Consider the following 12,804-nt stretch of genomic DNA (forward strand, 5'->3'; position numbering starts at 1 on the left):
GGCTCACTGGATATTTAGGGCTGAATAATGACTTCTTCGAGATCACTGCCGCCGTTGGTCGATTCCACCCTTATTTCGGATGGTGGAATGGGCGAAATATTGGTGGTCAGCGTCTTGATTGGCCCGGCTCCAGCGAGCGTGCCGATGTCGTTACCGTTGCTGAACACGGTCAGGGTCGGTGATGCCGTTTCGTCGCTGCTGCTGGCCGATATGGTGAGCTGGCCGTTTGCCGGGTTGTATGTAGCACTGTGGATCTGCACCAGATCGACCAGGGGCGTAGTGACTGTGGTTGCCGTGCTATTGGGAATAGCAAGCTGGTTGTCGGCGCTCAGGTTCAGGGTCACTGGTAGGGCGGTGGGGTTGCTGCTCGATTGCCCGTACCAGTTGCCGGTGGTGTTGGCTTCGGTCATCTCTACGCTGACATTGGACGAGTCAGTAAAACTGGCGGTATTCGGGGGGGGCGGGGCTTGCAGAAACACATCCTGCTGGGCTTCAACGCCGCTGACACCATTTTTGCGGGAGTAGGTGGCGCGTTCGACCCTGGCTGGGGTAGGCAGGATAACGTCAGTAGAGAGCTTGCCCATTACGGCGAACAAGTCGGTGCGTAAATCGATACCCCCCGGGCCTTGAATGCGAATAAAGTTGGTGCCGAAGGGGCTGCCGGTGACTTCTTCCAACAGGTTGGGATCACCGATAAAGGTTTCGTCTTCAAAGGTATCCGGGTTGGGTTCCGTATAGGGGCCGTTTACGCTCCGCAGAAAAGGTCCCACATCACCGGTCAGGGCACCGTCATAGGTTTGGGGCACACCTATGCCGATATCGCGGGTCATGTTGATGACTCTCCCACCAGCCGCGTCTACCTCGAATATCTCGACGCCATAAGGGTGAGTAACGATGTAAGTACCCTCCTGGGGCACATCCACCCGAATACGGATACGGGCGAAGCTGACCTGATCCCCTTCAACTACTTCCTCGGCGGCAAAGGCGGCTTCCAGGGCCGAAACGTAGGTCAAATCGATGCCCGTGGCGGCATCCACTATGCTGGCATCACCGGTAAACCAGAAGGCTTCGCCCGGAAAGTTAGTGGGAAAGTTGACTGCTTGGGTAGTATCGAAGCCCGGCTCGGAGGCCAGACCACACATATAAGCGGGGGCTCCTGCTGCCCCCGGGGTGCGAGAACTGGTTGCCTTGGACAGGCACAGCTCGAGTACCCGACCGTGCGTATCCTGGTACCAGGCGGCAAAGCCTCCGTTTTCCTGTGTATAAGGCCCGGAGTCTACGGCATTCAATGCCGCCAGTGCCGGTTGACTCGCTATCATGACGAGCAGCAACGAAGTTGCTGTGTTAATTCTGGTGTTTTGCATCTGTTCTTCCTCCAGCCATGAACGGTGCCCCTTATCCTTGTATCCGGTTCAATCACAAAGAGGCTGATATGGAGAAAGAGCAATATCCATACCAGCCTTTGTTTTTTGAAGTGAACAGGGCTGGCACTAGGTCTTGCGGATATATCAATGCGCTCATACCGACATGGTTTCGGGGGGATCTCCCCCAGGTTTGGGTTTTTTTGGGGGAAGTTGGGGGATTCAATAAGACCTAAAGTTAGAAGCAGCAATTCGAGCACAGGCTTAATGCCTTAATTCGGGTGCGAAATTTTAAGGTAGAGAGGTAGTCAGTTGGCTTGCAAATAACTGGTACTAGGCTAGTATCAAGTGGCTGTATAAAAAACGTACTACTTGGTTGGCAGATGTTTTATTTATTTTCTTGGGTGATACCAGGAGTAAAGGAGACAAAAATGTTAGCGAGAAAGTGTCGTTATTCGCTACAAAGCGATGCTAATTGTTATGTCGATATTACAATTGAGCCTTGTTGTACCATTGAAATAACAGTGCCGAAGAAAGGTCAGCGTGTTAGAAGTAAGCTGGCGTTAATACATTTTACGCCGAGCAACGAAAATATATTGTTAGAGTGTCATGCAAAAGATGCAGTCGGGCCTAAGTCCATCCAGCTAGAACTTTCTTACCGTGATGCCCTTGAGCTCTGCCAGACTATTGATGCAGCACAAGAGGAGCATGAAAACTTAATGTCTGATTTGTGTTATTAGCTTTAATTTTTATGCTGCTCGGGCCTGACTCTATCAGGCCCTTTTTATATTTGGCCGCTTTTATTGCTTAAAGCTCACTGTCATCGGTGGAGGTTTTTAAACAGGCAACACTGTGCCGAGGGCTGCCTTTGAGTTGGGGCCTGATGTGGGCACAGTCGTCATCCGCCAGAGGGCATCGGGTACGAAAGACGCAGCCGGATGGTGGCTTGATGGGCGAGGGCAGTTCGCCCTTCAGTAGTTGTACCTGTTTATGGCGTTCATAATGAGGATCGGGTACCGGAACCGCACTCATCAAAGCCTGGGTGTAAGGGTGGGCAGGGTGTTCAAACAGGGTCTGGCTGTGGCCGAACTCGACCGCTTTGCCCAGATACATCACCAGTACCCGATCGGAGATATGTTTTACCACCGACAAATCATGAGCAATAAAGATCAGTGATAGTCCCATTTCTTGCTGCAGTTCTGTTAGCAAGTTGACCACTTGCGCCTGAATGGACACATCGAGGGATGAGACCGGCTCGTCACATATTACCAGTTTGGGCTTGAGGATCAGCGCCCGCGCTATGCCGATACGCTGGCACTGGCCGCCAGAAAATTCATGGGGATAGCGGTTAATCAGATTGGGCAATAAGCCGACTCTGGCCATCATGGCGCCGACTTTTTGCTTTAACTCTGTCTTGGGCATGCTCGGATAATAGGTGCGCAGCGGCTCGGCGATGATATCGCCTACGGTCATGCGAGGGTTGAGTGACGCCAGCGGATCCTGAAAGATCATCTGAATCTCTTTGCGTATCTCGCGTAATGCCTTGTGGCTCAGTACGGTGAGATCCTGTCCCTGCCAGAGCACGTCGCCGGCACAGGCGGGTACCAGGCCGATAATGGCCCGCGCCAGAGTCGACTTGCCACAGCCAGACTCGCCGACTATGCCTAAGGTTTCGCCGGCATTCAGGGTAAAGCTGATGCCGTCTACGGCTTTGAGTGTGGCGGGGGGCGTCCAGGGCCAGGCGAGTTGTTGCTTGACGCTGAAATGGACCTTGAGTCCGTTGACTGCGAGCAATGGGCGCCTGGCTTCTACTGTGCTAATAGTGGTCGTGTTATCAGGGCTGCTCATCAGGGACCTCCTCGTTCCAGTGGCAGGCACGATAGCGGCCTGGTGCAAAGGCGCTGAGCTCGGGTGAGTGAGTACGGCACAGATCGTGCGCGTGCTGGCAACGATCTTGAAATGGGCAGCTAGGGGGAAGATGCAACAAGTTGGGCGGGTTGCCGGGTATGGTCGGCAAGACAGCACCGTCGGTGTCCAGTCTGGGAATGGCATTGAGCAACCCCTGGGTGTAGGGGTGGCTGGGCCGATAAAAAATATCGTCAACGGGTCCCACTTCCATGGTTCTGCCCGCATACATCACCAATACCCGCTCGCAGCTACCGGCTACCACCCCCATATCGTGGGTGATCAGTATGATGGCGGTATTAAATTCTTGCTTGAGCTCGTTGAGCAGGCTCATGATCTGGGCCTGAACGGTCACGTCCAGCGCCGTGGTGGGTTCATCGGCAATTAACAGTTGCGGGTGGCATAACAGTGCCATGGCAATCATCACGCGTTGACGCATGCCACCGGACAACTCATGTGCATACATCTTCATGCGCTGCCTGGCCTCGGGGATCTGTACCGCATTCAGCATCTGTACCGACTCTTCAAAGGCGGCGGCCTTGCTCATGCCTTTGTGCAGCATCAGCACTTCCATCAGCTGCGGGCCTATTTTCATGTAAGGATTGAGCGAGGTCATGGGGTCTTGAAAGATCATGGCAATCTGCTCGGATCGAATACGGTTGAGAGCCGGTTCGGGCAGCCCCAGCAGCTCCTGGCCCTTGAAACGCACCGAGCCATGAGTGGTACTGTTTTTGGCCAGCAGCCCCATAATGGCAAACGCCGTCTGGCTTTTTCCGGATCCCGACTCCCCGACGATGCCGAGGGTCTCACCGGCAGTCAGCGAAAAATCAAGATCGTTGACCGCCACCAGCCGACCATCTGGGGTCGAAAATTCGACGCGCAGATCTTGAACATCCAGGAGTGACATCATGGCTCCTTATCGATCTTTGGGATCCAGGGCGTCACGCAGACCGTCCCCGATAAAGTTAAAGCAAAACAGCGTGGTCACCATAAAGCCGGCGGGAAACAGCAACTGCCACAAGGCAATTTCCATCGATTTGGATCCCTCATCCAGCAAGGCCCCCCAGCTGGTCATGGGTTCTTGCACCCCCAATCCCAAAAAGCTCAAAAACGATTCAAATAAAATCATGCCCGGCACCAGCAAGGTGGCATAGACCGCCACTATGCCCAGCACATTCGGCACTATATGGCGGCATATAATGGTGGCCTTGCCGACGCCCCCCACTTGAGCCGCCTCGATAAACTCCTTGTTCTTCAGGCTCAGGGTCTGGCCGCGCACGATCCGCGCCATGTCCAGCCAGCTGACCGCGCCGATGGCGAAGAAGATCAGCAGAATATTGCGGCCAAAAAAGGTGACCAGCAGGATCACGAAAAACATGAAGGGAAAGGAATAGAGGATCTCGAGCACGCGCATCATCACCCGGTCGGTGCGTCCACCAATGAAGCCGGACGCCGTGCCATAGAGGGTGCCGATCACCACCGCCACCAGGGCGCCCATCAGACCCACCATCAAGGAAATACGTCCGCCGACCAGGGTGCGCACAAACAAGTCGCGACCCAGAGAGTCGGTACCAAAGTAATGGCCATTATCCAGGCTGGGAGCGGCCATCATGGCCCCCCAATCGGTGTCATCGAAGGCATACGGGGAAAAGTACGGGCCGATTAACACCAGCAGGATGATCGCCACCAGTATCATCAGGCTGGCCAGCGCCGCGCGATTGGCAAAAAAGCGCCCACGCGCATCCTGCCATAAAGAGCGGCCTGCTATTTCCAGCCGATCGGAGAATTGCTCCAGCGCTTGGCTCCTGGCTTTTACGACGACCATGATGTTACTCCTGATAGCGAATTTTAGGGTCGATAAGGGCATAAAGAATATCGACCAGCGCATTAAAGGTAATGGTGAGGGCACCGATTAAAATCGTCAGCCCTAACACCATGGAGTAGTCACGGTTCAGGGCACCATTAACAAACAGCTGGCCGATGCCGGGCAGCCCGAAAATGGTTTCGATGACCACGGAGCCGGTAATAATGCCGACGAAGGCAGGGCCCAGATAAGAGACGACCGGCAACATGGCGGGACGCAGAGCGTGGCGGAATATGATGCGGCGCAGTGGCAGCCCCTTGGCGCGCGCGGTGCGAATGAAATTGGCATTCAGGGTTTCAATCATGGAGCCACGGGTAATACGGGCAATGGAGGCAATATAGTGCATCATCATGGCCACCACGGGCAGGATCAGATAGTGCGGTGCGCCGCCATTCCAGCCGCCCGCCGGCAACCACTTGAGGCTGATTGCAAAGATGAATACCAGCACAGGCGCCAGTACAAAGCTGGGGATGACCACGCCGATCATGGCGGTGGACATGGTCAGGTAATCGAGCCAGCTATTTTGTTTGAGGGCCGCAATCATCCCCAGCCCGACCCCAAAGAAAACGGCACCCAGAAAGGCATACAGACCGATTTCTGCGGATACCGGCAGCGCCTGGGCCACCAATTCGTTGACCGAGAAGTCCTTGTACTTGAATGACGGCCCCAGATCCCCTTGCAGCAGATTACCCAGATAGCTGAAGTACTGCTCCAGCACCGGTTTATCGAAGCCATATTTGGCTTCGATATTGGCCAGTATCTCGGGAGGAAGGCTGCGCTCCGAGCTAAAGGGGTTGCCGGGCGCAAAGCGCATCATGAAAAAGGAAAGGGTGATTAACACCAGCAGGGTGGGAATGGCTTCCAGCACCCGCTTTATGATAAATACAAGCATGTTATGGTCCTTTCAGCCCGAGCCACGAACGGGGCTCCCTGTTGTTGAGCTGGCTGTCGGACTAACAGATAGCCCGGGGCCAGCTCCGGTGATTAATGCGCCAGAATATACATGTCCTTGGAGTACAGGTTATCCAGCGGGTTTTCGGGGTAGCCACCGACATGTTGCTGCACCAGGCGTGCGGTCACATATTGGTAGATGGGGGCGATGGGCATGTCTTCGGCCAGAATTTCCTCTGCCTGCGTGTATTTGGCATTGCGGGCATCGGCGTCAACCATGGCGCGAGTCGCCTTCATCAGCTGGTCATACTTGAGGCTGGAGTACTTGCCGTCGTTATTACCATGGGTGCTTTGCAACAGATCCAGCATGGAGGACGCCTCATTGTAATCGGCGATCCAGCCGGCCCGAGCCACGTCGAAGTTCCCCTGGGTCTTGGTATCCAGATAGGTTTTCCATTCCTGGTTAACCAGCTCGGCCTCTGCCCCCAGGCTCTTCTTCCACATAGAGGCGATGGCCACGGCTACCTTCTTGTGATTTTCGCTGGTGTTATAAAGCAGCTCGAACTTCAGCGGGTTCTGCTTGTTAAAGCCGGCTTGTTCAAGTAATTCACGGGCTGTGTCGTCTCGCTGTGTTTGAGTCCAGTTGGCCCAGGCCAGGGAAGGAGGCGTAAAGCCGTCGACGATTTCCGGAGTCATGGTGTAGCCGGGCAGCTGACCCTGGCCCATCACCAGATTGGCGATAACGTGACGATCTATGCTGTAAGACAGCGCCTTGCGTACGCGGACATCATCGAACGGCGGCTTTTGGGTATTAAACAGGTAATAGTAAGTTCCCACATAGCCGGTGATCCTGACTTCCTCCGGATGCTGTTGGCTCAGGCGTTTGAAGTGCTCTATCGGCATATCGTTGGTGAGATGAATCTCGCCCGCCAGAAAGCGGTTCATGGCGGCGTTTTGTGACGAGATGGGCAGGTAACTCACCCGATCGACCACCGTCTGCTTGTCATTCCAATAGTGGGGGTTACGCTCCAGCTCAATTCTTTCGTTGACCACCCAGCTGCTCAAGGTATAGGCACCGTTGGAAATCAGATTACCCGGTCGGGTCCAGTTATCGCCATGCTGTTCAATGGCCTTGCGGTGCACGGGATAGGTGGTGGTGTGTGCCAGCATGGTCACGAAGTAGGGCACCGGGTGTTCGAGCCGGATTTCCAGCGTATGCTCGTCCAGCGCCTTGACACCGAGCTGCTCGGGCTCTTTTTCGCCTTTGAGAATGGCTGCGGCGTTGATAATGGTGGGAATTTCGAGGTACCAGGCGTAAGGGGAGGCGGTGGCGGGGTTGATGGCGCGTTTAAAGCTGTATTCAAAATCCCGGGCGGTCACAGGATCGCCGTTGGACCATTTTGCCTCGGGGCGCAGATGAAAGGTAAAGCGCATATTGTCGTCGGTATCCCAGTGGGTCGCCACACCGGGCAGGGTCTCCCCTTTGGGGCCGGAGATCACCAGGCCTTCGAACAAGTCGCGCTGCACGTTGGCACCCGGTACACCTTCGGTTTTGTGAGGATCCAGGGTTGCCGGCTCGGCACCGTTGTCCTTAACCAGATGTTGCTGCTGGGCGAGAATGGCGCCGGCCGGTACCTCTGCTGCCAGGGCATGCGTGGGCTGCATCAACAATGAGGCGGCCAATACCGCCATGGCAAAATCGTTTTTCTTCGGTGTCATCGAGCTTACTCCCTTAAGCATCGTGCCCGCGTCATTAACCCTGGTAGTGGCCGTGATTAATGTCGGTGAGCTGGGTGTTAATATCAAAGATTTTGGCTCTGATATTGGTCGCGCCCATGGCGGCGACACGTTCACTGTGCATTTTTGCGTAACGCTCGGCAAGTACTTGTTCGGTAAACACATAAATACCACCGGCTTCACCGGTGCTGGCATTTTCAGTCCATATTTTGGAAATAAAGCCAGGCTCTTCGTTAATGGTGTGCGCCAGTTGCTGCGCCCCCTGGGTCAAGGCGTCGCCCATCATGTGGGCAGGAAAAGTAAAATCAATTTGTAATACCACGGCCATTTTTGGTTTCCTTTTGTATTCAAGGTAAAGACGCTTGCACGGCAAGCGTCTCAAGCAGACTGCAGTTAGATAATACAGTCGATAAAGTAGTGGGTTTGCCCGTTATGCTCTTCGGCGACCAAACCGTGAATGTAGGTTTCAAAGCCCGGGAAGCGGTTATTGAGTTCACGAGCAAATCTCAGGTAGCTGATAATAGTGTCGTTAAACACCTCCCCCGGGATCAAGAGTGGAATGCCGGGCGGATAGGGCGCCACCATTACAGCCGTAGTGCGGCCCGACAGCTCGTCGATGGGCACCCGCTCTATTTGTTTATGCGCCATTTTGGCAAAGGCGTCGGCGGGCTTCATCGACGGGATCAAGTCGGACAAATACATGTCCGTGGTCAGCCTGGCCACGTCGTTTTCTTTATAAATCTGATGGATTTGATCGCACAGATCACGCAACCCCACCCGCTCGTAACTGGGGTGGCTTTGAATGAACTTGGGCAGCACCTTCCACAGCGGCACGTTATTATCGTAATCGTCCTTAAACTGCTGCAGCTCGGTGACCATGCTGTTCCAGCGGCCCTTGGTAATGCCGATGGTAAACATGATAAAGAAAGAATACAGCCCGGTTTTTTCGATCACGATACCGTGCTCGGCCAGGTACTTGGTCACCACTACCGCCGGCATGCCGGAGTCGGAAAAGTCGCCTTCCACATTGAGACCCGGGGTTAAAATAGTGGCCTTGATGGGGTCGAGCAGGTTAAAGCCCGGCTCTACATCACCAAAACCATGCCAGCTTTCGCCGGCGTGCAGCATCCAGGCGTCGCGATCATCCAGGCCATGGTCGGTTAAATCATCCGGCCCCCACACCTTGAACCACCAGTCGCTGCCGTATTCATCACCCACCTTGCGCATGGCACGTCTGAACTCCAGCGCTTCCGAGAGTGACTCTTCCACCAAGGCGGTCCCACCGGGCGCTTCCATCATGGCGGCAGCCACATCGCACGAGGCAATAATGGCGTACTGCGGGCTGGTCGAGGTGTGCATCAAATAGGCTTCGTTGAACACATCCCTGTCCAGGCGATTGGCATTGCCATCCTGCACCAGAATTTGTGAGGCCTGGGACAAACCGGCCAGCATCTTGTGGGTCGACTGGGTGGAAAAGATCATCGAGTTTTCACAGCGCGGGCGGTGTTCGCCAATGGCGTGATAATCACCATAAAAATCGTGGAAGGCGGCGTGGGGCAGCCAGGCTTCATCAAAGTGCAGGGTTTCAATTTCCCCGTCGAGCAGGTTTTTGATTTCTTCTACGTTATACAGAATGCCATCGTAAGTGGACTGGGTAATGGTCAGCACTCTAGGCTTGAGATCCGGATTTTTGGCCAGCAGTTCACGGCAGAAGGGGTTGGCCTGCATTTTTTCGCGAATGCGCGCCGGCTCAAACTCGCTGCGCGGAATAGGGCCAATAATGCCGTAATGGTTACGGGTAGGCATCAAGAACACCGGTATCGCCCCCGTCATCATGATGGCGTGCAAAATCGACTTGTGACAGTTGCGATCCACCACCACTATATCGCCGGGGGCCACGGTTGAATGCCAGACAATCTTGTTGGAGGTGGAGGTACCGTTGGTCACAAAATACAAGTGATCGGCGTTGAAAATCCGCGCCGCATTGCGCTCGCTCGCTGCCACCGGCCCGGTATGGTCCAGCAGCTGACCCAGTTCGTCGACCGAGTTGCACACGTCGGCCCGCAACATGTTTTCACCAAAAAACTGGTGAAACATCTGGCCGACGGGCGACTTTAAAAACGCCACCCCGCCGGAGTGCCCCGGGCAATGCCAGGAGTAGGAACCATCCTGGGCATAATGGGTAAGGGCCCGAAAAAAGGGCGGCGCCAGGCTGTCCAGGTAACCTTTTGCTTCACGAATGATATGGCGAGCCACAAAGTCCGGCGTGTCTTCGTGCATGTGAATAAAGCCGTGCAGCTCGCGCAATATGGCATTGGGAATGTGGCGTGCGGTACGGGTTTCGCCATACAGATAAATGGGAATATCCGGGTTGCGGTGGCGAATTTGCTCTACAAAACGGTGCAGCTGCGCCAACACGGCCTGGGCTTCTTCTGTGCTGCCGGCCAGCTCTTCGTCATCAATGGACAATACAAAACCGGCGGCACGACTTTGTTGCTGGGCAAATGAGGTCAAATCCCCGTAACTGGTATAACCCACTACATCCATACCGGCCTTTTCGATGGCGGCCGCCAGCTCACGAATACCCGAGCCACTGGTGTTCTCGGAGCGAAAGTCTTCATCAATAATGATGATAGGGAAATAAAAGCGCATCGACATTCCTTGAGTGTGCGGTCATAGCAGCTGCTATGTACTGAAAGGCTCGGTAACTGAGCCGGCGTGAGTACATTCTACTGTGACAATGACGGCTAACAAAGCCGGTGATGGTATTAAACGCATGAATCATCATAAGTTTGGCATAAGTATCCGGCCACGCTGGAAGTTTTACCGGGCTGCAGGCACTATCTGTTATTACTTGTTACCAAGCAGAGTGAGCCTGGATGACCCCATTGCTAAAAGCCACCGCCTGCCTGTTGGGGGTACTGTTACTGACCAGCTGTGCGGCGTCCCCGCCGCGTAATCCGGAAAACATTTGTGCGATTTTCAAACAGCATAAAAGCTGGCATAAATCAGCCAGCAAAACCCGTGAAAAGTGGGGGGTACCCGTGCACGTCACCATGGCGGTGATGTATCAGGAAAGCAGCTTCAAACATGATGCCAGGCCGCCGATGCGTTACTTTCTGTTTATCCCCTACGGGCGCGCCTCGGATGCCTATGGCTATCCTCAGGCAAAAAAGGCCACCTGGGCAGATTATCAACGGGAAAGCGGCAATGGCTGGGCGAGTCGCAGCAACTTTGACGATGCCATGGACTTTATGGGCTGGTACATGAGTAAAACCAGCAAAATAAACGGGGTCTCGAAGTGGGATGCCTATGGCCAGTATCTGAATTATCACGACGGCTGGGGCGGTTATCGTCGTGGCACCCACAAGCGGAAAGGCTGGCTGTTAAAGGTATCACGCAAGGTAGAAGCCCGCGCCAAACGTTACGCGGGCCAATACTGGCAGTGCAAGGACCAACTCAATAGCGGCTGGTTTGGCTAAGGGATTGAAGGGAGGTGGCTGTGGTGCCTCTGGTATTCAGGTTCAAAGGTGAACAGATCTTTACTGTAATTGGTATAAAGAGTGAGGGGAGAGGCCCCCTCACTCTTTGCTTTCACGCTTTAGCCTTCACCCTTTACAGCGCCTTGCTGGCCTGGGCCAGGTAATCGGCCATGGCGGCTTCGGGTACCATACCGCCACCGGTGGCCCACACCAGGTGATGGGCATTGGCCAACCGCTCCGGGCTCAGCCCCAGACGTGTCAGATAGCTTTCATTCTCGATGACGCGCCAGGGACCTGGCATGCCGGCCAGAGCCGAGGGCTCCAGCTGAATGTGCTCTTGCTCGTTTAACAAGCCGAGCATCGCCAGCATGTCCTTATCGCTCAAGGTATAAAAACCATCCAGCATGGGGGCCATGGTGCGACCCACAAAGCCCGATGCCCGGCCTACCGCCAGGCCATCGGCGGCGGTGACGTTGTCGATACCCAGGTCCTGTACCGATATTTGATCGTGCAGGCCGGTGTACACGCCCAGCAACATGCAGGGCGAATGGGTTGGCTCGGCAAAAATGCAATGCACCGCATCACCAAAGGCCAGCTTCAGGCCAAAGGCCACGCCGCCCGGACCACCGCCCACTCCACAGGGAAGATAGACAAATAGCGGGTTGGCGCGGTCGACCTTGATGCCTTGCTGTTCCAGCTGGGCTTTCAGTCGCTCACCGGCCACCGCATAGCCTAAAAACAGCTGTACCGAGTTTTCATCATCCACAAAATGACAGTTTGGATCCTGTTCGGCCTGGGCGCGGCCTTCTGCCACGGCCACCGAGTAATCGCTTTGGTACTCCATCACGGTGACGCCATGGGCGCGCAGCATATCTTTTTTCCATTGGCGGGCATCGGCCGACATGTGCACACTGGTATTAAAGCCCAGTTTTGCACCTATCATGCCAATCGACAGGCCCAGATTACCGGTAGAGCCGACGGCTATCTGATACTGGCTGAAAAACTCCCTGAACTCGTCGCTGTGCAGGCGCGCGTAGTCATCGGTGCGCTGTAGCAAACCGGCCTTGAGTGCCAGCTTTTCGGCGTGCTGCAAGACCTCATAAATGCCGCCGCGGGCCTTGATGGAACCCGAGATGGGCAACTGGCTGTCAAGCTTGAGCCACAACTGGCCACTCAGGGTCTGCTGAAAACGGCTGTCCAATGCTTGTTGCATGGCAGGCACCGCCTGCAGTGGGGATTCCAGCAAGCCATTGCTGGCTCGGGTTTCAGGAAAGGCAGCGCAAAAGTAAGAGGCAAAACGGTCTAGCCGCTGGCTGGCATCCAGTACGTCCTCGGCGGTGAGCCCTACCGCGGACAAGGCCTGCTCCGTGGGCAAGCGTTCCGGGTTAAACCAGCTGACGGGGTTAAGAGCCATCAGCTCATCAAGTAATGGATGAGTGCGACACAGTTCGCTAATCGCTTCTTCGCTGTACTGAGGGTGAGAATTCATGTGATTGGGTCCTGAAAATAAGCTGAACACAGCATAGTATATCAGGCATGGATGAAAAAACGGTGAACAGAAAGT

At 54.9% G+C, this 12,804-nt stretch carries 11 protein-coding genes; 2 read left to right on the forward strand and 9 right to left on the reverse strand.

Going from position 1 to position 12,804, the window contains the following annotated elements:
- Positions 1–14: 14 nt before the first annotated feature.
- Positions 15–1,364, reverse strand: coding sequence for a hypothetical protein (locus ACN0VL_RS05940; RefSeq protein WP_417615477.1), 1,350 nt, complete (start codon positions 1,362–1,364; stop codon positions 15–17).
- A gap of 428 nt (positions 1,365–1,792) precedes the next feature.
- Between ACN0VL_RS05940 and ACN0VL_RS05945 the strand changes: the two genes are divergently transcribed.
- Entirely contained in the window at positions 1,793–2,101 is a 309-nt protein-coding gene (locus ACN0VL_RS05945) for a hypothetical protein (RefSeq protein WP_417615479.1), read from the forward strand.
- Positions 2,102–2,168: 67 nt separating this feature from the next.
- On the opposite strand, the gene oppF is transcribed toward ACN0VL_RS05945, so the two are convergent.
- From oppF to ACN0VL_RS05980, 7 genes are all read right to left on the reverse strand, one after another.
- Positions 2,169–3,209 carry a murein tripeptide/oligopeptide ABC transporter ATP binding protein OppF gene (gene oppF, locus ACN0VL_RS05950; protein ID WP_417615481.1) on the reverse strand — a complete coding sequence of 347 codons (1,041 nt, stop codon included), beginning with the start codon at positions 3,207–3,209 and terminating at the stop codon, positions 2,169–2,171.
- A complete protein-coding gene (gene oppD, locus ACN0VL_RS05955) occupies positions 3,196–4,173 on the reverse strand; it encodes an oligopeptide ABC transporter ATP-binding protein OppD (protein WP_417615541.1) in 978 nt (325 codons plus the stop codon). Before oppD ends, oppF begins: the two co-directional genes overlap by 14 nt.
- 9 nt (positions 4,174–4,182) lie before the next feature.
- A complete protein-coding gene (gene oppC / locus ACN0VL_RS05960; protein ID WP_417615483.1) occupies positions 4,183–5,091 on the reverse strand; it encodes an oligopeptide ABC transporter permease OppC in 909 nt (302 codons plus the stop codon).
- Between the two features lie 4 nt (positions 5,092–5,095).
- Positions 5,096–6,022, reverse strand: a complete 927-nt coding sequence (gene oppB / locus ACN0VL_RS05965; protein ID WP_417615485.1) for an oligopeptide ABC transporter permease OppB — start codon at positions 6,020–6,022, stop codon at positions 5,096–5,098.
- A 92-nt stretch (positions 6,023–6,114) separates the two neighbouring features.
- Positions 6,115–7,740, reverse strand: coding sequence for an ABC transporter substrate-binding protein (locus tag ACN0VL_RS05970; RefSeq protein WP_417615487.1), 1,626 nt, complete (start codon positions 7,738–7,740; stop codon positions 6,115–6,117).
- Positions 7,741–7,774: 34 nt separating this feature from the next.
- A complete protein-coding gene (locus tag ACN0VL_RS05975; protein ID WP_417615489.1) occupies positions 7,775–8,086 on the reverse strand; it encodes a monooxygenase in 312 nt (103 codons plus the stop codon).
- Positions 8,087–8,151: 65 nt separating this feature from the next.
- Positions 8,152–10,410 carry an Orn/Lys/Arg decarboxylase N-terminal domain-containing protein gene (locus tag ACN0VL_RS05980; protein ID WP_417615491.1) on the reverse strand — a complete coding sequence of 753 codons (2,259 nt, stop codon included), beginning with the start codon at positions 10,408–10,410 and terminating at the stop codon, positions 8,152–8,154.
- Positions 10,411–10,637: 227 nt separating this feature from the next.
- On the opposite strand from ACN0VL_RS05980, the gene ACN0VL_RS05985 reads away from it, so the two are divergent.
- Positions 10,638–11,240 carry a hypothetical protein gene (locus ACN0VL_RS05985; RefSeq protein WP_417615493.1) on the forward strand — a complete coding sequence of 201 codons (603 nt, stop codon included), beginning with the start codon at positions 10,638–10,640 and terminating at the stop codon, positions 11,238–11,240.
- Positions 11,241–11,373: 133 nt separating this feature from the next.
- Here the strand turns inward: ACN0VL_RS05985 and ACN0VL_RS05990 are convergent, their stop codons facing one another.
- A complete protein-coding gene (locus tag ACN0VL_RS05990; RefSeq protein WP_417615495.1) occupies positions 11,374–12,729 on the reverse strand; it encodes a D-serine ammonia-lyase in 1,356 nt (451 codons plus the stop codon).
- Positions 12,730–12,804 lie beyond the last annotated feature (75 nt).

The sequence above is a fragment of the Oceanisphaera sp. genome, assembly GCF_048268965.1.
Taxonomy (GTDB): Bacteria; Pseudomonadota; Gammaproteobacteria; order Enterobacterales; family Aeromonadaceae; genus Oceanimonas.